Below are 23700 nucleotides of genomic sequence, written 5' to 3'. Positions count from 1 at the left end.
CGGGCGGGCCCCGCGTCCGGGGTCCGCCCTTCCTCATCTCCTAGCCGAACGCCTTGAGGTAGCGGCGCATCCGGCGCTTGGCGCGGTAGCCGACGCGCAGCACGTTCGGCGGCACCTCCACCCGCATCCGGGCGCGGCGGCGGGCGGCGGCGTACTCGGGTCCTTCCAGCAGGGACTTCGCCGGGACGAGGCGCCCGGAGCGGGCCTGCCCGACCAGGGAGACCATCCGCGACACCCAGTCGCTCTCGCCGCCGGGGTGGAAGTAGTTGACCTTGCACCAGGCGTCGTCCGGGTCCAGGAAGCATCCGGCCGAGAGGTCGTCGAGGGTGCCGAGCAGGCCGCTGTCCTCGAAGACCAGGTTGATCATCTCGGCGCCCACCCCGAAGTCCGACAGCACCAGGAGCGGTACCTCCTGCGCGATCGCCTCCAGCGCGGCGGTCGAGCTGACGGTGACGAACCCGGCCGCGTGGGCCAGGTGCTCGTGCATCGCACCCACCGCGAAGCGCACGGCCCCGGCGCGCACCCGGCCCTCCTCGGCGAGCGACTGCCACAGGCGCTGGTAGTGGTAGCGCTCGTTGTGGGTCTGGCGCTCGGTGTCCAGGGCGCGGAGCTTGACGACGACGTCCAGGTCGGGCCGCCGTCCGGCCAGGTCGGCCAGGGCGAGCAGGACGCGCTCGCGCTCCTCCCTGCGCTTGGGCACCTTGGCCTGGGTGGCGAACACCACCCGGTCGCGCGGCCCGGTGGCGGGGATCTCCGCCTCACCGCGCAGGAACGGCAGCCGGGCCAGCCCGACCTGGCCGCCCCCGCCCAGCCGGCCGCCGATCTCCGAGAACTCCTCGACCTCCCGGCCGCTGTGCAGCACGAACAGGTCGCACCCGCTGCGGAACAGCCACGCCTTCTCGGTGGCGGGGACGGAGATGCCCGGCAGCCCCGAGACGAACACCGGCCGGGGCCGCAGCCCGGCCAGTACGTCTCCGACCAGCACGTCCACCACGGGCCCCGTACAGGCGACGAGCACCACGTCGGGCCGCAGACGCTCCGCGGCCCGGCGCAACGCGCGGGCCGACAGCACGGGCGGGTCGGCCGCCGAGCCCGCGACGGCGGCGTGGATCTGCGCCGGCGACGGGGTGATGGGAGTGCGGATGACCGCCAGCTCCGTCTCGCAGCCCGAGGGCAGGTCCCTCAGCAGGCAGGCCGCCCACTTCAGGTAGGAGTCAGAGTCGGCCACGGCCAGGACCTTCAAAGAGAACCTCCGACGGGGAGTCCCCCGGTTTCGTGTGTGGAGAGGATTCGTGTGTGGAGAGGCGGCGCGGGACGCGCCCCGCGAGCGGCGAGTCCGCCGGGCCCCTGCCGTGGGGTCATGGCCCGGTGACTCCCGTGTCGTGGTGGGCGAACCTCGACAGGTGGGAGCGCAGTGACGGCGCCGCCTCGGCCGTCCACCACTCGTCGGGGACGTCCACCGTCTCCACGGCGACGCCCCGGGCCGAGAGCAGGACCCGCAGTGAGGTGACCGCGGTGGACGGCAGGCTCAGCACCCGCTGTTCGGCGGCGAGGCCGCGCAGGGTCATCTCGGCGGGGATCCCGCCGTCGTAGACGGTGATCCCCGGCTGCTCGCCGACCCGCGCGAGGTCGCCGGGGTCCTCGCGGCGGTGCGGGAAGTAGGCCACCGGCTCGGTCGAGCCGAGCCCGGCCAGCCAGGTGAAGTAGCGGTCGCGGTGGATGAGGCCGTTGCGGACCAGCGAGGTGCCGAGGACGACGGTGCGCTCCTCGGGACGGGGCCTGCGCAGCGGCTGGGACCGCAGCCAGGCGAAGTCGTGGGTGACCAGCTCGGCTCCCCTGGCGCGTACGGCCTTCGCCAGGTCGGGGGGGACGGGCAGCGCGGTGAAGATCGACAGCCGCCCCGAGCGGGCGGCGGCGCGCAGCCTGAGCCCGGCCGCCGTGGCGAGGACGGTCCTGAGTCTTCCCGCCTTCCCCCTCGCCCTCAGCAGAGGCGTTCCCACCCTGCCGGTGAGCAGTTCCAGGAGCCTGATGGTGGCGAGCCCGTCGTCGACGATCACGATCCGGCCGGGGAGCGCGGTGAGCCAGCGGAACTGGACCTTGCCGGAGAAGGCGTCGCCCACCGCCCAGGTCTCGCCTCGGCGCGGCCGGGGCATGTCCGGCCGGGCCGAGGTGAGCTCCAGTCCCCTCGGCAGGGTGAGACGGCCGAGTTCGCGGCCCGTCACGGCCAGCGGGCGGAGCTTCGCCCGGGGCACGAGGTGGCTGTGGGCTCCGAGCAGCCCGGCATGGTGGGCCTCCACCGCACAGAGCATCTGCAGCGGGGATTCCACCCAGGCAATGGCCGAACCCTGCTCCCGCGCGTGGTCTCGACCGTCCTCCACGCCGGGCGATGACCCGTTCACGACTGCCACAACCTAACCCGGTGGCTTTAAGCGCTCGGGAACTGCGGGTGAACAGCCGACCACGCGCGCCTGCCGATGATCTTTCTTGCCTTTGCCGTCTCCCGCTTGGAGACGCGTTCCCCCGCCTCACGCGTTTTACCGTTCGCGGGCGGCGGGACCTTTTGGAAAGCGCGTTCCTTTACTTCGCACCTTTACCTTCGCGGGCGTCGAGCCCCCTCGAGGGCGCATTCCTTTACCCTCCGGGCGGCGAGGCCCGCCGACGGCCTCCCCTACACCCTCCTGAGCTGCGAAAACCCCTCAGGGGGCGGCCACGAGCCACCGGATCCCGTCGGTCCTTCCATGGGAGAACCCCTACCATCCGTATACTTTTTACTATCGAATACCTGTTCGATAGTATGCCGGGCACTCCACCGTTGATCCAGGGCCGTCCCCTCGCGCGACAGCACCCCCGCCCGGCGCCCCGCGGGCGGGCCCGGAAAACCTGGATCGCCATGGACACAGGGGATCCCGTCCCCCCGGCCACCCGCCGGGGAAAAGCGCACCCGGCGCCGGAGGAGCATGATCCACCCCCTGCCCGGCGCCGGGTAACACCTCGCCGTACCGCCTTATTTCGGACGTATCGCCAAGTCAGGGCAATGTGTCCTACTTGTAATCGTCTGTCCTGTTGGCGTACGTTCGTCCTGTTCATGGCAATTGTCTAGGTCTATACAGGTCTGTGCATTGCCGTCACATTGCCCGACCGCGCTCCACCCGGCGGAAACCTCCGCCACCGGTGAGCACGGCCGCCGAATCCGCGAGGTCTGCGGAACCGGGGAACCACGTTCCTGGGGTGAATCAACGCACTCGTGCGTCGTAGGGCACTTCCCAGCCCGAACCCGTCAGCTAACCCGGTAGGCGGAATGGAAGCGAAGCAAGGAGTCGAACCCCCGTATGACTAAGCATCGCCTCATCTCCACCCCCCGCGCAGCATGTGCCGTACTGGGCGCGTGTGCCGTCCTGGCGACCGGCACCACCGGTGTGGCCCTGGCCGACGGTCACGGCGTCGTGAACGCCCCGCCCGCCGACGCCAAGCCCCAGGATTCCAAGACCGCGAAGACCCCGCTCCAGATCGTGGCCGAGAGGCTCCCCAAGGTCTCCGCCGAGCAGGTCCTGAACCTCGCCTCGAAGCAGATCGGCGTCCGTGAGAACGCCCAGGGCGGCGGGACCAAGTTCCACTCCTGGTACATGTCGACCCCTCGCGCCAAGGAGACCCTCGCCCGCGACGGCGGCAACAGCGTGTACGACTACGCCAACGCCCCCTGGTGCGCGATGTTCGTCTCCTGGGTCGGCGAGATGGCCGGTATCCGCCCCACGATGGGCTGGGACGCCTACACCGTCGCCCACGCCAGGTGGTTCAGGAACAACGGGCACTGGGGCACCACCCCCACCCCCGGCGCGGTCGTCTACTTCGACTGGGCCGGCGGCAAGACCATCGACGGCATCGACCACGTCGGCTTCGTGAAGAAGGACAACGGGGACGGCACGATCACCACGATCGAGGGCAACACCGGCAACGGCGACGTCGAGCAGCGCGTCAGGCCCGTCTCCCAGGTCGTCGGCTACGGCTACCCGGTCTACTCCAACTGACCCACCCCCGGCTCCCGCGCCCCCACGGCGCGGGCACCCGGCTCCTCCGCCGGTGAACGCGGACCGGTCCACCCGCTCCCAGGGGCACCGCTCGGACGAGCGGTGCCCCTGACGGCGTTCCGGCCCCGGCCGCCCCCGCTCCTCCCGCGAGCCCCCACTCTCCCCGCGAGTCCCATGCTCTTCCCGCGAGCCCCGCACGGACACGAAACGCCCCGACTGTATATCCGTGAGATGGGAGCGCTCCCAATCACCCTTATGAGTGATATATCACCACTTCACACTGATAGTCCCACCTAAAACGGCCGGATGTAACGGTTGAGTTTCGGCATATTGACGTCCCGGTTGCCCATCGTCCACTCTTCGTGGGAGCGCTCCCAAAGCACATTGAGGAACGACCTCGTCGCGAGGACCGCGTTTGTCGGGGACCGGTCCGCGATGTCGCCTCCCAATGATTCGGGCGACCACCTGAGAGGGGTCCGGAATGTTGAACAACAAGCGGCACGGCAGGCTCGCCGCCGTCGCGGTCATGGCGGCCAGCGCCCTGGCCATCACGTCGTGCGGCTCCAGCGAGCCCGCCGAGCCCGCCGCGGGCGGTGGCTCCGCCGCCGCGGCCGAACCGGTGACCATCACCGTGCACACCTTCGGCGGCGGCGAGAACTTCGGCTACGACAAGGCCGTGGAGACGTGGAACGCGGCGCACCCGAACATCCAGGTCAAGTACCAGAACCTGACCGACCGTTTCGAGGACGTCTACCTCCCGCAGCTGCTCCAGCGCCTGCAGGCGGGCAGCGGCGCGGCCGACATCATCGCCCTGGACGAGGGCGCGATGGGCCTCATGAAGGCCCGTCCGCAGTTCTTCACCGACCTGGCCGAGTACGGGCTGGACGCCCGCAAGGCCGACTTCCCCGCCGCCAAGTGGGAGAACGGCGTCAACGCCGACAACAAGCTCTTCGCCCTGGGCACCGACATCGGCGGCATGACCATGTGCTACCGCAAGGACCTGTTCGAGAAGGCGGGCCTGCCCACCGAGCGCGAGGAGGTCGGCAAGCTCTGGCCGGACTGGAACGCCTTCAAGGCGATCGGCGAGAAGTTCAAGGCCGCCAACCCCGGCAAGTCCGACCCCAAGTTCATCGACGGCCCCAACACCCTCTACAACGTGATCCTGTCGCAGGAGGCGCCGAAGAACGGCAACGTCAACTACTTCGACAAGAACAACCAGCTCATCATCGAGACCAACCCGGCCGTCAAGACCTCCTTCGACACGGTGAGGAGCTTCAGCGAGGCGGGCCTGACCGCCAAGCTCGCCTCGTTCACCCCGCCGTGGAACGCCGCGATCAAGAAGGGCGGCTTCGCGACCATGGGCTGCCCGGCCTGGATGCTCGGCGTGGTCTCCGGCGCGGCCGGTGACGACAACAAGGGCAAGTGGGACGTCGCCTCCGTACCCGGCGGCGCGGGCAACTGGGGCGGCTCCTACCTGGCCATCCCCAAGCAGAGCAAGCACCCCAAGGAGGCCGCCGAGGTCCTGAACTACCTCACCGGCAAGGAGGGCCACGTGATGGCCTTCCAGGAGGCCGCGGCCTTCCCGAGCTCCCTCGTCGCGCAGCAGGACCCGGCGGTCGCCGACCTGAAGAACCCGTTCTTCAACGACGCGCCGACCGGCCAGATCTTCGGCGCCTCCGTCAAGGACCTGCTGCCCGTCTTCCTCGGCGAGAAGCACGCCCAGGTCAAGACCGCGGTGGAGAAGGTGCTGGAGGGCATGGACCAGGGCTCGGTCCCCTACGACCAGGCCTGGACCAGGTTCCTCGAGGCCGGCGTCAAGGCAGCGGGCTGATCCCCGTACCGACCCGCATCGGCCCGGCCGCGGCGATCCCGCGGCCGGGCCGGTCGCCTGGCCCCGCTGAAAGGCGCAAACCGATGACAGTGCACGTCGACTCCCCGGCCGCCCCGCCCCGGCCCGGCCCCCGCCGGCCGGCGGGGCGCCGCGGACCGGAGCGGAGCAGCGGGTGGGCCCGGTTCGACCTCCGGGCGACCCCCTACTTCCTCGTCTCCCCGTACTTCCTGCTTTTCGCGATCTTCGGTGTCTTCCCGCTCGGCTACACCCTCTGGGTCTCGCTGCACGAGTGGGAGCTCGCCGGGGACAAGACCCTCGTCGGCCTCGACAACTACATCGAGCTGATCACCGACGAGACCTTCTGGAACGCGGTGGTCAACACCCTCGGTATGTTCGTCATGTCGACGATCCCGCAGCTCGTCCTCGCCCTCCTGCTGGCCAACGCGCTCAACAAACGCATCCGGGGACGGCTCTTCTTCCGCCTCGGCGTGCTGCTGCCGCTGATCACCTCCGTCGTCGCCGTCGCGGTGGTCTTCACCCAGCTGTACGGGCGCGACTACGGCATGATCAACTGGTTCCTGGGCCTCTTCGGGGTCGACGCGATCAACTGGCAGAACGAGAAGTGGTCCTCGTGGATCGCGATCTCCACGATGATCGACTGGCGCTGGACCGGCTACAACGCGATCATCCTGCTCGCCGCGATGCAGACCATCCCCAAGGACCTCTACGAGGCCGCCGCCATCGACGGCGCCTCGCCCAGGCGGCAGTTCTGGCGGATCACCATCCCGATGCTCCGCCCGACGATCGTCTTCACGGTGTTCATCTCCACCATCGGCGGCCTGACGCTGTTCACCGAGCCGGTCATGTTCGACGGCAACCCGACGATGAGCGGCGGCTCCACCGGCCAGTACCAGACCGTGGCGATGTTCATCGTCAAGGAGGCGTTCCGCGACTTCGACTTCGGCTACGCCGCGGCCGCGGCGTGGCTGCTGTTCGCGCTGATCCTCGTCGGGACGCTCGTCAACTACTCCTTCACCCGCCGTATCGGGGGTTCCACGTGACGGCCACCCAGCTCCGGCGGTCTCCCGCGCGGCGTTCCGAACGGCCTTCGGGCCCGTCGGCCGCGCGGAACCGCATCTGGGACGCGGGCCCGATGACGAAGGTCGTGCTGGCCCTCGCCCTCGTGCTGTCGGCGTTCCCCATCTACTACATGTTCATCATGGCCACCCGGACCAACGAGGAGGCCATCGACGTACCCCCGCCGCTGCTCCCCGGCGGCCACCTCGGGGAGAACGTCGCGCGGCTGCTGTCCACCGAGGACGCCTACTTCGTGACCGGCCTGGTGAACTCGGCCATCGTCTCGGTCACCGTGACCGTCTCGGTCGTGCTGATCTCCACCCTGGCCGGCTTCGCCTTCGCCAAGCTGCGCTTCCGGGGCAGCAAGATCCTGCTGGGCCTGATCCTGCTGACGATGATGGTCCCGCTCCAGCAGATGGGCGTCGTGCCGCTGTACGAGCTCATGGTCACCCTCGGCTGGACCGGCCAGCTGAAGGCGGTGATCCTGCCCTTCCTGGTCAACGGCTTCGGGGTCTTCATGATGACCCAGTACGCCACCCAGGCGGTGCCGGACGAGCTGGTCGAGGCGGCCCGCGTCGACGGCGCCTCCACCATGCGCATCTACACGAGCGTCATCCTCCCGGCGCTCCGGCCGGGGATGGCGGTGCTCGCCCTCCTGGTCTTCATGCAGACCTGGAACGAGTTCATGTGGCCGTTGATCGTGCTGAACCCGGACAACCCGGTGGTGCAGACGTCGATCGCCGCGCTCAACCAGGCGCACGGAACCGACTACGTGATGCTGTTCACCGGCACCGCGGCGTCGGTCCTGCCGCTGTTCATCGTTTTCATCATGTTCGGCCGCCAGATCGTCGGCGGACTCATGGAAGGTGCGGTCAAGGCGTGACCACGCAAGAGACGCGGATTCAGAGCCCGGATCTGGTGTTCCCGGCGAACTTCGTCTGGGGCGCGGCCACCTCCGCCTACCAGATCGAGGGCGCGGTCTCGGAGGACGGCAGAGGCCGCTCCATCTGGGACACCTTCGTCAAGCAGCCGGGACGGGTGGTGAACGGCGAGCACGCCGACGTCGCCATCGACCACTACAACCGCTACCGGGACGACGTGCGGATGATGGCCGAACTCGGCCTCGGCGCGTACCGGTTCTCCATCTCCTGGCCCCGCGTCCAGCCCGAGGGGCGCGGTGCCGTCAACCCCGGGGGCATCGACTTCTACAGCCGCCTGGTCGACGAGCTCCTCTCCCGGGGCGTCGACCCGTGGGTGACGCTCTACCACTGGGACCTGCCCCAGCCCCTGGAGGACGCGGGCGGCTGGCCGTCACGGGACACGTCGAAGCGCTTCGCCGACTACGCGGCGGCCGTGCACGACGCGCTGGGCGACCGGGTCGCCAACTGGAGCACGGTCAACGAGCCCTGGTGCTCGGCGTTCCTCGGGTACGCCTCGGGTGAGCACGCCCCCGGGCGGCGCGAGCCCGGCAGGGCCGTGTACGCCGCCCACCACCTCCTGCTCGCGCACGGCCTGGCCGCCCAGGCGATCCGGGCCCAGCGGCCGGAGACCGTCCTCGGCGGCTGCGTCAACCTGTACGCCGTCTCGCCCCACACCTCCTCCGAGGCCGACCAGGACGCCGCCCGCCGCATCGACGGGCTGCAGAACCGCTTCTTCCTGGACGCCCTGCTCAAGGGCGAGTACCCGGACGACGTCCTGGAGGACCTCGGCCGGCCCGCGGGGCTCGTCCACGACGGGGACATGGAGCTCATCTCGGCGCCGCTGGACAAGCTGCTGATCAACTACTACAGCCGCTTCACCGTCTCGGGCACCCCCGGCGGCGCCGCGTCGGCCGCGGCGGCGCCCACCGACACCGGGTCGCCCTGGGTCGGCAGCGAGCACGTGTCGTTCGTCGGGGGCGGGCGGCCCGTGACGGCGATGGGCTGGGAGATCGACCACTCGGGCCTGCTGGAGGTCCTGCGCCGGCTCGCCGCCGAGTACCCGCGCGTCCCGCTGGTCATCTCCGAGAACGGCGCGGCCTTCGACGACGTCGTGGGCCCCGACGGCGTCGTCCACGACCGCGACCGGGTGGACTACCTCGACGCCCACCTGCGTGTCTGCCACGCCGCGATCGAGGCCGGGATCCCGCTGGAGGGGTACTTCGCCTGGTCGCTGATGGACAACTTCGAGTGGGCGTGGGGGTACGGCAAGCGGTTCGGGCTGGTGCACGTCGACTACGAGACCCAGGTCAGAGTTCCCAAAGAGAGCGCTCTCTGGTATGCCGGGACCATCAGGCGTGGAGGCCTGGGCGGTCCGGCAGAATAGGGGCCGGGAAATTCACCACTGGGGGCGTACACACATGAACGGCGACCGTCGTCCGACGCTTGAGGCGGTCGCGGCCCTGGCCGGTGTCGGCCGGGGCACGGTGTCGCGGGTCATCAACGGCTCGCCGAAGGTGAGCGAGAAGGCTCGCAACGCCGTACTGCGGGCGATCCAGGAGCTGGGCTACGTGCCCAACCGGGCGGCCCGCGCGCTGGTCACCCGGCGCACCGACACCGTGGCGCTGGTCGTCTCGGAGTCGGAGCTGAGGGTCTTCGACGAGCCGTACTTCGCCGGGACCATCCGCGGCATCGGCTCGGCCCTGTCCGAGACCGGCCTGCAGCTCATCCTCGCGATGGCGCAGTCGGAGCAGGAGCACGAGCGGCTGGAGCACTACCTGACCGGGCAGCACGTCGACGGGGTGCTGCTGATCTCCCTGCACGGCGCCGACCCGCTGCCGGGGCGGCTGGAGGCGATGGGCGTGCCGACCGTCATCGGCGGCCGCCCCGTCGGCCTCACCCCCTACAGCTACGTCGACGTCGACAACCGGGCCGGGGCCAGGCAGGCGGTCAAATACCTGCTGGGCAGGGGCCGCCGCCGGATCGCCACCATCGCGGGCCCCCAGGACATGGGGGTGGGCGTCGACCGGCTCGCGGGCTACCGCGACGCGCTGCTCGCGACCGGCGTGGGCGAGATCGTGGCGTACGGCGACTTCAGCGAGGAGAGCGGCATGGCGGCGATGCGCAAGCTCCTCGCCGAGAACCGGGACCTGGACGCCGTCTTCACCGCCTCCGACCCGATGGCGCTGGGCGCGATGCGGGTGCTGCGCGAGGAGGGCAGGTCGATCCCCGGTGACGTCGCGGTAATCGGCTTCGACGACTCCCCCGCCGGGGCGCACTCCTCCCCCGCCCTGACCAGCGTGCACCAGCCCACCGAGTCGATGGGCCGGCAGATGGCCCACCTGCTCGTCGCCCGCATCAACGGCGAGCATCTGGAGCAGCCGGTGGTGATACTGGACACCCACCTGATCGAGCGCGCCTCCGCCTGACCCGCCGCCCGCGTCCCGGCCTTCGGAAGAACCCCCGCAGAAAGGCCCCCATGTCCCCGCGGCCCCTCCCCCACTGCGGCACCACCGCGCACACCACGACGACCGGAACCCTGAGGGCCGCGTACGGCGTCGGGGCGGGGCGTGTCGAGGTGGGGCGTGGAGAGTAGGACGAAACGCCCGCTCGCGCCCGCCGAACTCGACGCGCTGGCGCGGCGGGCCCTGGGCGTCGGCGTCTCCTCCGCCACCGAGCTCACCGACGGCTTCGCCAACGCCGTGTGGCGGCTGGCCCTGCTGGACGGGCGCGAGGTGGTCCTGAAGCTGTCGCCGCCGCCCGAGCTGGAGCAGCTGCGCTACGAGCGCGACCTGCTGCGTACCGAGGCCATGGTCTACGGCCTGGCGGGCCCCGCGGGGGTGCCGGTTCCCGAGCTGGTGCGCGCCGGGTTCGACGATCCGGTGCTGGGCGGCGACTACCTGGTCCTGTCCGCTCTCGACGGGGTGCCGTGGAACCGGGCGAGACCGGCGGAGGCGGACCGGCGGGCCCTGCGCGGGGAGCTCGGCGGTCACCTGGCCCGGCTGAACGCGATCACCGGTGACGTCTACGGCTACCCGTACGCGGGCCTGACCGGCGGCACCTGGCGGGAGGCGTTCCTGGCGATGACCGGGGCGATCCTGGCCGACGCGGGCCGCTACGCCACGCCGCTGCCCAGGCCGGTGCCCGAGATCGCGGCGGCGATCGAGGCGGGCGCGGACGCGCTGGACGAGGTCGTGACCCCCTGCCTGGTCCACTTCGACGTGTGGCCGGGCAACGTCTTCCTGACCCGCGACGAGACGCCGCGCGTCCAGGCGATCATCGACCACGAGCGGGCCTTCTGGGGCGACCCGCTGGCCGACTTCGTCACCCCGACGATCTCCGGTGAGCTGGAGGAGTCCGACCCGATCGTCGCCGGATACCGCGACGCGGGCGGCGTCGTGGAGTTCACCGGCTCCGCCCGCACCCGGATGGCCCTCTACCGCCTCTACCTCGCCCTGATCATCCTGGTCGAGAACGGCCCCCGCCGGTATCCGGAGAAGGAGTACGCCCCCCTCCGCGACCGCTCCGTCGCCACCGTGCTCAAAACCCTCGGCGTGCTCTCGGCGAGGCCGTAGACCCGGGCCGATCCGCCAACGTACCGGCACCGGGGAACGCGGCCCTCCGGCGAGGCGCCGGACGAGGGCCGCGCCGGGACCGGCATGCCTGGCGAGCGACCGCGAGGCGAGGGCGGGACGAGGGCGACGATGATCGCGTCATCGGAGGGGGCCGGGCTCAGGCCGCCTCGGCCCGCAGCGCCGTCAGGGCCGCGTCCAGCGCGGCGCGCAGCGGCTTGATCGACCGCATCGTCTGGGTGAGCAGCAGCCCTCCCTGAAGCGACGCGAAGATCGCCAAAGCCAGTTCCCCGGGGTCGGCGCCGGGGCGCAGCAGGCCGGTCGCGCGCATGCGCGTGAGTCCCGCCCGCAGGTATCCGCACCAGCGGTCCATGTGCGCGGCCACCTCGGCCGCGCGCTCGGGATCACTGCCGATGAGCTCGCTCGCCATCGTCCCGATCGGGCAGCCCCAGTGCGGCTGCGACTCGTAGTGCGCGATGACGGCGTCGCGCCAGCCCTCCCATGCCTCCCAGGTGTCGAGCGTGTCCAGGAAGGGCCGCTGCGCCTGGAGCACCCGCTCGGCCTGGAACGACGCGATCGCCGCGACCAGCTCGCGCTTTCCGTCCGGGAAGTAGTGGAAGAGCTGGCTCTTGCTGGTCGCCGTCCCGGCACGGATGTCGTCCAGGGTCGTGCCACCGACCCCGCGGGCCAGGACCAGATCGGCGGCGGCCTCGACGATGCGGGCGCGGGTGAGCGCCCCTTTGACGGTGAACTTCGCCGTGGTCGACATGTCCCCAGCATAACCCTCTGGACTGCACAGTCCAATCTGCTGCTACGGTATGGACCCAGCAGTCCAAAACAGGTCGTCAACGGACCACCGTGAGAGACAGGAGTACCCCCGTGAGCAGAAGACTTGACGGCAGGACGGCGCTCGTCACCGGCGCCACGAGCAACATCGGGCGCGCCGTCGCCACCGCGTTCGCCGCCGAGGGGGCGCACGTGGTCGTCACCGGCCGCGACGCGGGGCGCGGCGAGGAGGTCGTCGCGCGGATCCGCGCGGCGGGAGGCCGGGGCGACTTCGTCGCCGCGCGCCTGGACGGCTCGCTCCGGGCCTCCCGCGACCTGGCCGCCGAGGCGGACCGCGTGCTGGGCGGCCGCGTCGACATCCTGGTCAACAACGCCGGTATCTTCCCCGGCTGGACGACCGCCGACACCGACGAGGCGACCTTCGACGAGGTCTACGCCGTGAACGTGAAGGCGCCCTACTTCCTCACCGCCGCGATCGCCCCGGCGATGGCCGGGCGCGGCGGCGGAGCGATCATCAACCTCGGCTCCTGGGTCGCCCGCCTGGGCATCCCCGTCGGCACCCTCTACAGCTCGACCAAGGGCGCGATGGAGACCCTGACCAGGGCGTGGGCGGCGGAGTTCGGCCCCGCCGGCGTACGCGTCAACGCGATCTCCCCCGGAGTGATCTACGCGCCGGAGCCGGGCCAGACCGGGACGCATCCGGCGGAGGTCATGATGAGGGGCACCCCCGCCGGGGGCACCGGCACCCCCGACGCCGTCGCGCACGCCGCCGTGTACCTCGCCAGTGACGAGGCGGCCTTCGTGCACGGCACGGTGATCGACGTCGACGGCGGCCGCGTCGGCGTGGCCGTCATCGCCGCGTAGGGGCCACCGGGGCGGCGACCGGCTACCAGGTGACCGGCAGGGCGTGCAGGCCGTAGACCGACACGTTGTCCTTGAACGGCAGGTCGGCGACCGGCACGGCGAGCCCGAGATCGGGGATCCGCCGGAACAGCGTGTCGAGGACGACCTGCAACTCGATTCTCGCGAGGCTCTGCCCGAGGCACTGGTGCGGCCCGAGCCCGAACGCGAGATGACGCCGCGCGCCACGCTCGACGTCCAGGTCGTCGGGGTTCTCGAAGACGTCCGGATCCCGGTTGGCCGAGTAGGTCAGCCCCAGTACGCCTTCGCCCGCCCCGATGGAGACGCCGCCGATCTCCACATCCGCGATCGCCAGCCGCACCGCGGTGAACTCGGCGATGGTGAAGTAGCGCAGCAACTCCTCCACCGCGGCCGGGGTCCTCGCCGGGTCGGCCCTGATCCGTTCGAGCTGGCCCGGGTTCTCCAGCAGGGCCACGACGCCCAGCGAGATCATGTTCGCCGTGGTCTCGTACCCCGCGAGAAGCAGCAGGTACGCCAGCTCCGCCAGTTCCCCGTGCCGGTAGTCGCCCGCCGCCCGCCCCCGGAGGATCTGCCTGCCCAGCAGGTCCTCCTCCGTGGGGTTCCGCTCCTTGGCGGTGACCAGATCGTCCAGATACGCCTCCAGGGCCATGAGCGCGGCGATCCGCTCGGGTCCCGGGGTGGACCGGTCGAGCATCCTGGCGGACTGTTCCTGGAAGAACCCGTCGTCGGAGGAGGGGACCCCGAGAAGTTCGCAGATCACCGTCGAGGGCACCGGCAGTGACAGTTCCCGCACGAGGTCCACCGGACGCGGACCGGCCAGGACGGCGTCGATCCGCTCGTCGACGATCCGCTGGATCCGTGGCCGCAGTGCCTCCATCCGGCGCGGGGAGAACTCGCCGAGCACCGCGCGGCGCACCCGGGCGTGCTCGGGCCCGTCCATCGTGATGAGCGACTTGGCGATCCTCCTGTCGTCCTCGCCCGGCCGGCTGCCGAGCACCTGCGCCGGGAACCTCGGGTCGCGCCGGTCCGAGCTGAACCTCGGATCGACGAGCATCGCGCTCACGTCCTCGTGCCGGGTGATCACCCAGGCCCACCTGTCACCCGGCATGCGCACCCGCGCGACCGGCTGCTCCGTCCTGATCGTCCGGTATTCCTCCGGTGGGGCGAACGGGCACGTCCGCGCCATCGGGAACACCTCCGCGCGGACGTCCGCGGTCTCGTCCGTCATCATGACCTCCCAGGTCGCTTCGAGGGCTCCTCGCCGAGCCGCTCGGCGAGGAAATCGGACACGGCCCGGCGGACCTGGACGGCCTCCGGCAGGTCGGGCTCCCAGTGGAAGCCGTGCCCCAGTCCTTCGGAGACCAGGAGCTCGGCGTCCACCCCGGCGCTGTCGAGCTTCCAGTACTGGCGGACCGCGTTGCTGAGGAAGAGGTCCCGCGTACCGCTGACCAGGGTGGTCGGCGGGAACCCGGCGGAGTATCCGGCGTAGAGGGGCGACAGGCCCGGTGCGCGGAAGTCCATTCCCGGGGCGTAGTGGCGCCTGGCGATGCTCATCGCCATGTTCTTCGCGAGACCGTCCCGGCCGTCGTTGAAGACCCCGCTGTCTCCGGCCCCGCTGATATCGGTGGCGGGGGTGAAGAGTCCCAGCCCGGCGATCATGGGGAGTCCCTGTCTCTCCGCCTGGAGCAGCGTGGCCAGCATGAGGTTCCCGCCCGAGGAACTGCTGAAGCCGACGATCCTTCGCGGGTCGAACCGTCCGACGAGGTCTCGGTAGACCCGGAGACTTTCGTTGATCGCGACCGGGTAGGCCGCCTGGGGAGAGAGGGTGTAGTCGATCGAGTAGACCTTGATGCCGAGGTCATGGGCCATGAGGAGCCCCACGCGATCGCGCGCCGAGCCGTACACGAACCCCCCGCCGTGGATGTTGATCGCTATGGCGTCCTCGTTTCCCGGCCGGACGGCGGGCGGGGTCACGATCGTCACCGGCACACCGGCGATCGTCGTGTTCTCCAGGCGGAGCCCGTAGCGCCGGATGATCCCGTCCTCGACCGGCCTCTCGGCCTCGGCGAACCGTCTCTGCCCGTCGAGTACGGCCTGCCTGCCGGTGATCATCCCCGTGACGAGATCCGGCACGACCAACGTCTCCCGGGAGGCGACGTACTCACCACCCTCCTTGCTCATGGCCGCGCGCTGGGCGTCTTCCAGGCGCAGTGGCTGGAAACCGTAGACCGACGTCCCGTACGCCACGAGTGACAGCGGCAGCGCGACGGCGACGCCGATCCTCCACCGCCGGCCGCGCCACCCGGTGCGCCGTGACCGCCCCGCGACTGTTTCCGGCTCGGCCGGTACGTAAACCTTCGTCATAGCGGTGTGTCCTTTCTTATGCCCATATGTCGTTTTTTGAGATGAATGTTCGACAGGAGCCGCACCCGTCGGCCCGCCTCCAGCGGGGGCCCGCACGCCGGAACCGGTGCCGGTGATCCACGCGCCAGAACCGGCGCCGCGCATGTATCCAACCGGTTGGTTACTTCACCATAGGGCGGCCCCGACCCCCCGTCAACCAAACGGTTGGATAAGCTGGCGCGCATCATGTCTCGCAACTCAGAGGACACGCGCAGGCGAATACTGGAGGCCGGTACGGCGGAGTTCGCCGCCCACGGCATCGCCGGCGCCCGCGTCGCCCGCATCGCCGCCGCCGCCGGGTGCAACAAACAGCTGATCTACGCCTACTTCACCAACAAGGAGGGGCTCTACGACGCCGTCTACGACGCGATGGTGACGCACACGGTCGAGAGCGTCCCGATGGACCCGCTCGACCTGCCCGGATACGCCGGGTCGCTGTTCGACCACCACCGGCGCCATCCCGAGTTCGCCAGACTGACGCTGTGGTTCCAGCTCGAACGCGACCCTCGGGCGGGGCCGACCCCGGCGGGCCTGCGATCGGTGGGCGCGAAGCTGGAGGCGATCCGCGACGCGCAGGACGCCGGGGCCGTGAGCACCCGCTACGCGCCCGAGGAGCTCCTGCTCATGATCCTCAGGCTCTCCTCGATGGCCGGCCCCGGATCCGGAGAGGCCGCCTACCCCGGCAGGTCCCCCGAGGACTTCCGGCGGCTCCTGGTCCGGGCGGTGAGCCAGCTGACCGGGGAATGAGAAACGAGAGGGGCGCCCCCGAAGCCGCGGACTGCCGGCCAGGTCGGTCAGGTCGGCCGGGCCGGTCAGGTCGCGGGAAAGTCGGCGATCATGATGGGGGTCGTGGTGGGCCGGTCGGAGCCCCCGGCGGGCTCGACGGTCAGGCCGACCTGCTCGTCACCGCGCAAAGGGGTGGCCAGGATCGGGACGACACCGCCGTCGGCGGTCCGTTCCAGCAGCCCCGCCGGGCGGACGCCTTCGCCGCCCATCAGCCACAGCTCGTAGACCCGGGAGCCGGGCAGCGGCGGCAGGCCGCTGGCGGTGAAGAGCATCCTGCCCTGGGAGGGCGCCATCACGACGACGCCGGTGCCCCCGGAGGAGACGCGCTGCCTCACGGTCCGCGCGTCAGGGGCCGCGATCACGGCGACGATCTGCCGGAGCTCGTCGCGCTCCCTGGCCGCGTTGACCGCGGCGACGCCGAGGACCACCGCCGCCGCGGTCGCCACCGCGGCCAGGCCGGTCAGGACCCGCCCGCGCCACCGGGAACCCGGGCGCAGCGGCACCACGTCGTCCCGCCCGGATCGCCTGGACCTCCCGGGCCGCTCAGAGCGCCCGGACCGCTCGGGCCGCTCAGACCGCTCGGCCTGGTCGGGCGACTCGGAGTCCTCGGAGTCCTCGGACCGTTCGGACCACTCGGGCGGCGCGGTCCGGCGCTCCAGGATCGGCGGTTCCTGCCGCACCTCGGCGATCCGCGTCATGACCCGGGCCCTCATCGCCGAGGGGGGAGGCTCGGCCGCGCCCAGGGCGAGCCGGGCCGCGGTCTCGGACAGGCCGCGCACCTCGACCGCGCAGGCCTCGCACCGGGACATGTGCGCCTCGAAGAGCGCCACGTCCTGTTCGGGCAGCGCGTGCAGCGCGTACGCGCCGGAGAGGGTGTGGAGGTCGTCGTTCACTTTTCCACCCCCATGCAGTCGCGGAGCCGCACCAGGCCGTCGCGCATCCTCGTCTTGATCGTACCCAGCGGCACCCTGAGCAGCCCGGCCACCTCCGGGTAGCTGTAGCCGCCGTAGTAGGCCAGGGTGACGGCCTGTTTCTGCAGGTCCGTCAGGCCACCGAGGCAGCGGCGCACCCGCTCTCCCTCCAGCCGGGTGGTCACCGTCTCGGATACCTGGTCGTAGGGGATCTCCCCGGACATCCGGGAGACCCGTTCCTCCCTGTCGGTGGAGGCCTGGGCGGAACGTACCCGGTCGACGGAGCGGCGGTGGGCCATCGTCATCACCCACGCCAGGGCGCTGCCACGGGTCCGGTCGTACCGGGAGGCGGTACGCCAGACCTCCACCAGGACCTCCTGCGCCACCTCCTCGGCCTGCGCGCGGTCACGCACGACCCGCCGCGCGAGGCCGAAGATCGGACCGGCCAGCAGATCGTAGAGCCGCTCGAAGGCCGGCTCCTGCCCGAGGGCGACCTGGGCCAGCAGGTCCTCCAGGCCGGGGGGACCGTCGGGATCCGGCGTTTCCCCGGGGTCGCGTTCTGTCCTCACACTCCGCAATTCGACACTGGACTGGGAGTGGATTGCCGCGAAACCTGTTTTCTTCCGGCGGATCCTGTGCCAGAATTTCATTAGGTGATGAATTATGAGACGCAACACATGCGTGATCGTCGGGGGCGGCCCGGCGGGGGTGATGCTCGCACTGCTGCTGGCCAGGGCCGGCGTCGAGGTGACGCTCCTGGAGAAGCACGGCGACTTCCTACGGGACTTCAGGGGCGACACCATCCATCCCTCGACCCTCCAGATCCTCGACGAGCTGGGCCTGGCCGAGGAGTTCCACCGGCTCCCGCACCGCAAGGCGTACGGGATGGAGATCCACACCGACGACGCCACGGTGCCGGTCGCCAACCTGAAGGGACTTAAAGGCAAATATCAGTACATTGCCTTTGTGCCGCAGTGGGAGTTCCTCGACCTGCTGACCAACGCCGCCAAGCGGTACCCCAGCTTCCACCTCGTCATGGATGCCGAGGTGCACGGGGTGATCCGCGAGGGCGACGCGGTGCGCGGGGTGCGCTACCGGGACCCCTCGGGCGAGCACGAGCTGCGCGCGACGCTCACCGTGGCCGCCGACGGCCGCCACTCCGACGTACGCCGGGCCGCCGGGCTGGTCCCCGTGGAGCACAGCGCCCCCATGGACGTGGTCTGGTTCCGGCTGCCGCGCGAGCCCGCCGATCCCGGCATGACGTTCCTGCGGGTGTCCAACGGCCACATGATGGTGTCGATCAACCGCGAGACCTACTGGCAGCTCGCCTACCTGATCCCCAAGGGCGGCTTCGAGGCCCTGCGCTCGCAGGGAATCGAGGCGCTCCGCGAACCGGTCGCCGAGCTTTTGCCCTTCCTCAAGGACAAGGCCGGGCTACTGCGGGACTTCGGGGCGGTCAGCGTGCTGTCGGTCGCGCTCAACCGGCTGCGCCGCTGGCACCGCCCCGGCCTGCTGATCATCGGCGACGCCGCGCACGCCATGTCGCCGGTCTTCGGCGTCGGCATCAACCTGGCCGTACAGGACGCGGTCGCCGCCGCGAACCTGATCGCCGGGCCGCTCGCCTCCGGGGCCGAGATTCCCGAATCACTGCTCGCGCGGGTCCAGCGGCGGCGCACCCCGCCCACCGTGATCACCCAGCTCGCCCAGCGTGCCGTCCAGAACCGGTTGATCCGGCCGGCGCTAACCGAGCGCTCCCAGGCGGTGCGGCTGCCGCGCGACATCTCCCGCCTCCCGCTGATCGGCTTCCTGGCCAGGCGTTTCATCGGCATGGGTGTGCTTCCGGAACATGTCTCCAGCCCGGTAGAATCTCACCAGGTATAAAGACCTTCTCACTACGTGGACAATCGGGTCTGTTCGAAGAGCCGGTTGCAATAGCCTGGTATGTCGTGAGCATCAACCTCGATTCCTGGCGGCGGCTGCCTGCGGCGCAGCAGCCCGAGTGGCCCGACCGCGGCGAGCTGGACAAGGTCGTCACCGAGCTGAAAGGTCTCCCGCCCCTCGTCTTCGCGGGCGAGTGCGACAACCTCAAGGCCGACCTCGCGGCGGTGACGCGGGGCGAGGCCTTCGTCCTCCAGGGCGGAGACTGCGCCGAGACCTTCGGCGGCGCCACCGCCGACGACGTGCGCAACAAGCTCAAGACACTGCTCCAGATGGCCATCGTGCTGACCTACGCGGCGAAGGTCCCCGTGGTGAAGATCGGCCGGATGGCCGGGCAGTTCGCCAAGCCGCGCTCGAAGAACTCCGAGATCCGCGACGGCGTCGAGCTGCCCGCCTACCGGGGCGACATGGTCAACGGCTTCGACTTCACCCCCGAGTCCCGCGTCCCCGACCCGTGGCGGCTGCTGCGGGCGTACCACTCCTCGGCCGTGACGCTCAACCTGGTCCGCGCCTTCACCAAGGGCGGCTACGCCGACCTGCGCCAGGTGCACGCCTGGAACCAGGACTTCGTGATCGAGTCCCCGGCCGGCAAGCGCTACGAGCAGCTCGCCCGCGAGATCGACCAGGCGCTCGCCTTCATGCGCGCCTGCGGGGCGGAGCCCGAGGAGTTCCACACCGTCGAGTTCTACTCCTCGCACGAGGCGCTGATCCTCGACTACGACCGGGCGCTCACCCGGATCGACTCGCGGACCGGCCACCCGTACGACGTCTCGGCGCACATGGTCTGGATCGGCGAGCGCACCCGCCAGCTCGACGGCGCCCACGTGGAGTTCTTCGCCAGCATCCGCAACCCGATCGGCGTCAAGCTCGGCCCGACGACCAGCGCCGAGGACGCCCTCGCACTGATCGAGAAGCTCAACCCGGACAACGAGGCCGGGCGCCTGACCTTCATCACCCGGATGGGCGCGTCGAAGATCCGCGAGCACCTCCCCGAGCTGGTGGAGAAGGTGACCGCGAGCGGCGCCCAGGTGGCGTGGATCTGCGACCCCATGCACGGCAACACCTTCGAGGCACCCAGCGGCCACAAGACCCGCCGTCTGGACGACGTCCTGAACGAGGTGGCGGGCTTCTTCGAGGTGCACCGCGCGCTCGGCACCCACCCGGGCGGCGTGCACATCGAGTTCACCGGCGACGACGTCACCGAGTGCGTGGGCGGCGGCGCCGAGATCGTCGAGGACGACCTGGCCAGACGCTACGAGACGGCCTGCGACCCGCGCCTCAACCGTGGCCAGTCGCTTGACCTGGCCTTCCGGGTGGCCGAGCTCTACCGCTCGGTCTGACCTCACGAACCGGCCCCCCGGGCCTGTGATCATGCGAAAAGCCCCGCGTCATCGGTCTCCCTCTCCGGCGACACGGGGCTTTCGCGATCCGGGCATCAGCCCTTCTGGACGCCCAGCTCGTTGGCGAGCTCGGCGCGGATCGCCTCCATGTCGAGTGCGCGAACCTGACCGATGAGATCCTCAAGGGCGGGCTCGGGCAGCGCGCCCGGCTGGGCGAAGACGACGATGCCATCACGGATCGCCATGATCGTCGGAATCGACGTGATCTCGAACCCCTGCGCGAGCGCCTGCTCGGCCTCGGTGTCGATCTTGCCGAACTTGATGTCGGCGTGCTTCTCCGAGGACTTCTCGAAAATCGGTCCGAAGGTGCGGCACGGTCCGCACCAGGCCGCCCAGAAGTCCAGCAGGACGATCCCCTCGTCGGCGATGTCGTTGAAGTTCTTCTCGGTTACCTCGATGGTGGCCACCGGTGGCTCCTCCTGTCGTTCACGTCTGTATGGCTGGCATAACCACTTCCCCTCCCCGCGCATTCCATCCCGCCATCCCACCGGGCACGGAACCCCGTTGAACGAGGTGGGACGGCTGGGGCTCACGGGGTCGTACGCCGGTGTCCGGTCCGGGCGCACGCGACGGCGCGGACGGCTCCGCCGCTGGTCGCGGAATCAGCCGGATTTGTATGATCACGGCATGGCACTCGATCTGTACGCGGGAATTCCGGTCACCGACTACGCGGCGGCCCTGAAGTGGTACGAACAACTGCTGGGCTCCCCTCCGACGTTCGTCGCGAGCGACACGGAGGCCGTATGGGAACTCGCGGAACATCGGTCCGTGTTCGTCGAGTGGCGGCCAGAGCACGCCGGCCACGCCATGCACACGATCTTCGTCGACGACCTCGACACGCTCGTCACACGGATCGCCGAGCGGGGACTCGACCCCGCGGAGCGGGAGACCTACGCCAACGGCGTGCGCAAGGCCACCTACCGGGACCCCGACGGGAACGAGATCGGGTTCGGCGGCGCCCCCCTGTGACCGACCCCTGTGACCGACCAGGGTCGGCGCGGGTCGGCGCGGGTCGGTCCGAGGGAAGCCGATCCATTTGGTCGGCTGGAGACGGCGATATCCAGCCTGGCCAGATATGGCTTTCCTTGACCTGGAGGTCGCTTGCCCCGCCGTCTGCGGGTATCACTGGAATATGAGAACTCTGGACGTGGGTTGGGTCACCTGCGCCGCCTCCCCGGAGTGCGCCGGATCCGCGCGGCAGCCGTACGGGCGCTGCCTGGCCCATCTGGACACCGCCGAGCTCGACGAGGTCGTCCACGGCCTCTCCCCCGGCTCCGCCGTCGACCTGCGGGCCACCGTCGTCAGCAGGGACCTGCTGGAACGGATCCTCACCGCCACCCGAGGGCGCCTGGGCCGGGCCCGGTTCGACTGGGCGACCTTTCCCGAGGGCGTGCGGTTCGGCGACATCGCGTTCGGCGGGGACGTCTCGTTCGACCACGCGCACTTCCGGCGCCTCGCCTCGTTCTTCGACGCCCGTTTCGCGCGCAACGCCTCGTTCAGGGAGGCCAGGTTCGACCGGGGGCTGTCCCTGCACGGGGTCGCCATCACCGGGCACGCCGCTTTCGACCGGGTCTCCATCGACGGTGACGCCCTGTTCGGAGGGGCCCTCTTCAACCGGACCGCGTCGTTCGAGAACGCCGACTTCCATGGCTTCGTGACCTTCGACGGCACCGGCTTCGCGGGCGACGCGACCCTGCGGGGGTGCAGGTTCCGCCGTACGGTGTCCTTCCGCAAGACGAGTTTCGGCGGGCTGGCCGGGTTCGACGGGGCGCGTTTCTCCTCGGGCGGCTACCTCGCCCCGATCTCGGTCGGCCGCCACCTGACCCTCGCCGGGGCGTGGGCGGGCAAGGGTCTCGACGTGACGACGGGCGGGTGCTCGGTGGACCTGCGGCGCCTGGAGGTGGGCGGGCGGCTCACCGTCCGGCTCGACGACGCCGAGGCCGACCTGGAGGGGGCGACCCTGCACGGCCCCGCCACGGTACGGGGCCGGGACGGCGCCCGGGTGACCTCGCTGCACGAGGTGGACGCCGAGGAGCTGGAGCTCGCCGACCTGGACCTCAGCACCTGCCTCTTCACCGGCATCCGCCACCCCGAGGGGCTGCGGATGAGCGGCTGCGCACTCGCCGTCGTCCCGCGCGGGACGCGTCTGGGGTCGCGCTGGTGGTCCCTGTGGCGCGCCCCCGGCCACGGGTGAGACCGTTTCGCGGCACCGCGCGGGCCACGGTGGTCCGGCCCGCGAACCCGTGGCCGGGCCGGGAGGACAGCACGGAGAACCGAGGGCTGGACCGGCTGGACTGGCAGGACTGGGGGACGGCGCGGAGAGCCGGGGCTAGGGGATCGGGCGGGGGGCCTCCCCCGGGCCGGTTCCCGCCAGGAAGGCCGCGACGTCTCCGGCGAACCGCCTGCTGCGGAAGGCCCCCAGGTGGCCGAGACCGGGATAGGTGATCAGGCGGCCGTCGCGGGCCCCCTCGGCGGTCTCCCTGAAGAGCTCGACCGGGTAGTCCAGGTCCCTCTCGCCACCGATGACCAGGATGGGGGCGACGAGGTCGGCGAGGCGGCCGGTCAGGTCGAACCCGTCCTCCGCGCGGGCGAAGGCGAGCATGTCGCGAGGGTCGTCGGGGCGCGCCAGCGGATCCAGCAGCCACAGCAGCGCCCCGGCCAGTGCCTGCCCGGTGGGTGAGGCGACGGCCGTGACCGCCTGGTGCTGCAGGCCGCGCCGCCCGGCGGCGACCGCCTCGGTGTAGCGACGCTGGAGGAGCCTGACGCGCGGTGTGAGCCGGTGGGCCGCCCCGGCGACGACCAGCGCGCGGACCACGTCCGGGTGGTCGGCCGCCATCTGCAGCGCCACCGAACCTCCCGACGACAGGCCCATCACGTCGACGGGGCCGTCGAACTCCGCGCGGAGGGCCTCGGCGTGCCAGGCGGCGATGTCGGCCATGGTGGTTCCGAGGACCATGCCGGGAGCCCGGCCGACGGCGTACAGCCGGAAGTGGCGGGCCAGTGGGGCCAGCACCCGCAGTTCCACGCCGCGCGCCACCCCGGTCGGGTTGGTGTGGGCGGGGGTGAACCAGCGCAGCACGACGAGCGGCGTGCCGTCGCCGAGGGCGTAGTACGGCAGGCCGTTGGCCAGGGTGCCCTCCCGCACCTCAAGGTCCCTGATCCTCACGACAAA

The 23700-nt window shown here is 70.8% G+C and carries 22 protein-coding genes and 1 riboswitch; of the genes, 13 read left to right on the top strand and 9 right to left on the bottom strand.

From position 1 onward, the window contains the following. Nucleotides 1-40: 40 nt before the first annotated feature. Both ABD817_RS16320 and ABD817_RS16315 read right to left on the bottom strand, forming a co-directional pair. Entirely contained in the window at nucleotides 41-1228 is a 1188-nt protein-coding gene (locus ABD817_RS16320; RefSeq protein WP_344918769.1) for a DUF6716 putative glycosyltransferase, read from the bottom strand. Between the two features lie 130 nt (nucleotides 1229-1358). Next, entirely contained in the window at nucleotides 1359-2399 is a 1041-nt protein-coding gene (locus tag ABD817_RS16315) for a hypothetical protein (protein ID WP_344918768.1), read from the bottom strand. Nucleotides 2400-3172: 773 nt separating this feature from the next. Continuing rightward, nucleotides 3173-3311, top strand: a riboswitch (cyclic di-AMP (ydaO/yuaA leader). Nucleotides 3312-3329: 18 nt separating this feature from the next. Between ABD817_RS16315 and ABD817_RS16310 the strand changes: the two genes are divergently transcribed. The 7 genes from ABD817_RS16310 (at nucleotide 3330) to ABD817_RS16280 (ending at nucleotide 11425) form a co-directional block, all read left to right on the top strand. Beyond that, nucleotides 3330-4025, top strand: a complete 696-nt coding sequence (locus ABD817_RS16310; RefSeq protein ID WP_344918766.1) for a CHAP domain-containing protein — start codon at nucleotides 3330-3332, stop codon at nucleotides 4023-4025. Between the two features lie 481 nt (nucleotides 4026-4506). Continuing rightward, nucleotides 4507-5856: an ABC transporter substrate-binding protein gene (locus ABD817_RS16305; protein WP_344918765.1), complete on the top strand. Its 1350-nt coding sequence runs from the start codon at nucleotides 4507-4509 to the stop codon at nucleotides 5854-5856. A gap of 83 nt (nucleotides 5857-5939) precedes the next feature. After that, on the top strand, nucleotides 5940-6917 hold the full coding sequence (locus ABD817_RS16300; RefSeq protein WP_344918763.1) for a carbohydrate ABC transporter permease: 978 nt from the start codon (nucleotides 5940-5942) through the stop codon (nucleotides 6915-6917). A 92-nt stretch (nucleotides 6918-7009) separates the two neighbouring features. Then, on the top strand, nucleotides 7010-7816 hold the full coding sequence (locus ABD817_RS16295; RefSeq protein WP_344918762.1) for a carbohydrate ABC transporter permease: 807 nt from the start codon (nucleotides 7010-7012) through the stop codon (nucleotides 7814-7816). Then, nucleotides 7813-9237, top strand: coding sequence for a GH1 family beta-glucosidase (locus ABD817_RS16290; RefSeq protein ID WP_344918761.1), 1425 nt, complete (start codon nucleotides 7813-7815; stop codon nucleotides 9235-9237). Before ABD817_RS16295 ends, ABD817_RS16290 begins: the two co-directional genes overlap by 4 nt. 34 nt (nucleotides 9238-9271) lie before the next feature. Continuing rightward, entirely contained in the window at nucleotides 9272-10279 is a 1008-nt protein-coding gene (locus ABD817_RS16285) for a LacI family DNA-binding transcriptional regulator (RefSeq protein WP_344918760.1), read from the top strand. Between the two features lie 156 nt (nucleotides 10280-10435). Beyond that, nucleotides 10436-11425, top strand: coding sequence for a phosphotransferase family protein (locus tag ABD817_RS16280; protein WP_344918759.1), 990 nt, complete (start codon nucleotides 10436-10438; stop codon nucleotides 11423-11425). A gap of 157 nt (nucleotides 11426-11582) precedes the next feature. Here the strand turns inward: ABD817_RS16280 and ABD817_RS16275 are convergent, their stop codons facing one another. Next, the gene (locus tag ABD817_RS16275; protein WP_344918758.1) at nucleotides 11583-12191 is read right to left on the bottom strand and encodes a TetR/AcrR family transcriptional regulator; all 609 of its coding nucleotides are present in this window, start codon (nucleotides 12189-12191) and stop codon (nucleotides 11583-11585) included. Nucleotides 12192-12301: 110 nt separating this feature from the next. Between ABD817_RS16275 and ABD817_RS16270 the strand changes: the two genes are divergently transcribed. Beyond that, on the top strand, nucleotides 12302-13072 hold the full coding sequence (locus tag ABD817_RS16270) for an SDR family NAD(P)-dependent oxidoreductase (protein ID WP_344918757.1): 771 nt from the start codon (nucleotides 12302-12304) through the stop codon (nucleotides 13070-13072). Nucleotides 13073-13094: 22 nt separating this feature from the next. Here the strand turns inward: ABD817_RS16270 and ABD817_RS16265 are convergent, their stop codons facing one another. Next, nucleotides 13095-14318 (bottom strand): cytochrome P450, encoded by a 1224-nt coding sequence (locus tag ABD817_RS16265; protein WP_344918756.1) that lies wholly within the window; start codon nucleotides 14316-14318, stop codon nucleotides 13095-13097. Then, nucleotides 14318-15454 carry an alpha/beta hydrolase gene (locus ABD817_RS16260; RefSeq protein WP_344918755.1) on the bottom strand — a complete coding sequence of 379 codons (1137 nt, stop codon included), beginning with the start codon at nucleotides 15452-15454 and terminating at the stop codon, nucleotides 14318-14320. Before ABD817_RS16260 ends, ABD817_RS16265 begins: the two co-directional genes overlap by 1 nt. Nucleotides 15455-15679: 225 nt before the next feature. On the opposite strand from ABD817_RS16260, the gene ABD817_RS16255 reads away from it, so the two are divergent. After that, complete coding sequence (locus ABD817_RS16255) at nucleotides 15680-16240, top strand: TetR/AcrR family transcriptional regulator (protein ID WP_344918754.1); 561 nt, start codon at nucleotides 15680-15682, stop codon at nucleotides 16238-16240. A 65-nt stretch (nucleotides 16241-16305) separates the two neighbouring features. On the opposite strand, the gene ABD817_RS16250 is transcribed toward ABD817_RS16255, so the two are convergent. Together ABD817_RS16250 and sigK are read right to left on the bottom strand one after the other, a co-directional pair. Beyond that, nucleotides 16306-17172 carry an anti-sigma factor gene (locus ABD817_RS16250; RefSeq protein WP_344918752.1) on the bottom strand — a complete coding sequence of 289 codons (867 nt, stop codon included), beginning with the start codon at nucleotides 17170-17172 and terminating at the stop codon, nucleotides 16306-16308. Then, the gene (gene sigK, locus ABD817_RS16245) at nucleotides 17169-17759 is read right to left on the bottom strand and encodes an ECF RNA polymerase sigma factor SigK (protein WP_344918751.1); all 591 of its coding nucleotides are present in this window, start codon (nucleotides 17757-17759) and stop codon (nucleotides 17169-17171) included. Before sigK ends, ABD817_RS16250 begins: the two co-directional genes overlap by 4 nt. Before the next feature lie 94 nt (nucleotides 17760-17853). Between sigK and ABD817_RS16240 the strand changes: the two genes are divergently transcribed. Then, nucleotides 17854-19071 carry an FAD-dependent oxidoreductase gene (locus ABD817_RS16240; protein WP_344918750.1) on the top strand — a complete coding sequence of 406 codons (1218 nt, stop codon included), beginning with the start codon at nucleotides 17854-17856 and terminating at the stop codon, nucleotides 19069-19071. Between the two features lie 65 nt (nucleotides 19072-19136). After that, nucleotides 19137-20468, top strand: coding sequence for a class II 3-deoxy-7-phosphoheptulonate synthase (locus ABD817_RS16235; RefSeq protein ID WP_344918749.1), 1332 nt, complete (start codon nucleotides 19137-19139; stop codon nucleotides 20466-20468). A 95-nt stretch (nucleotides 20469-20563) separates the two neighbouring features. Here the strand turns inward: ABD817_RS16235 and trxA are convergent, their stop codons facing one another. Next, entirely contained in the window at nucleotides 20564-20935 is a 372-nt protein-coding gene (trxA, locus tag ABD817_RS16230; protein WP_344918748.1) for a thioredoxin, read from the bottom strand. 220 nt (nucleotides 20936-21155) lie between these two features. Here trxA and ABD817_RS16225 point away from each other — a divergent pair, with 220 nt between their 5' ends. Next, entirely contained in the window at nucleotides 21156-21497 is a 342-nt protein-coding gene (locus tag ABD817_RS16225; RefSeq protein WP_344918747.1) for a VOC family protein, read from the top strand. A 163-nt stretch (nucleotides 21498-21660) separates the two neighbouring features. After that, a complete protein-coding gene (locus ABD817_RS16220) occupies nucleotides 21661-22722 on the top strand; it encodes a pentapeptide repeat-containing protein (protein ID WP_344918746.1) in 1062 nt (353 codons plus the stop codon). A gap of 135 nt (nucleotides 22723-22857) precedes the next feature. On the opposite strand, the gene ABD817_RS16215 is transcribed toward ABD817_RS16220, so the two are convergent. After that, nucleotides 22858-23694, bottom strand: a complete 837-nt coding sequence (locus ABD817_RS16215) for an alpha/beta fold hydrolase (protein ID WP_344918745.1) — start codon at nucleotides 23692-23694, stop codon at nucleotides 22858-22860. Between the last annotated feature and the right edge of the window lie 6 nt (nucleotides 23695-23700).

The organism is Streptosporangium oxazolinicum, from assembly GCF_039537505.1.
Lineage (GTDB): Bacteria > Actinomycetota > Actinomycetes > Streptosporangiales > Streptosporangiaceae > Streptosporangium > Streptosporangium oxazolinicum.
Note: the sequence above shows the minus strand (reverse complement) of the source record. Positions and strands in the feature narration are given on the sequence as shown.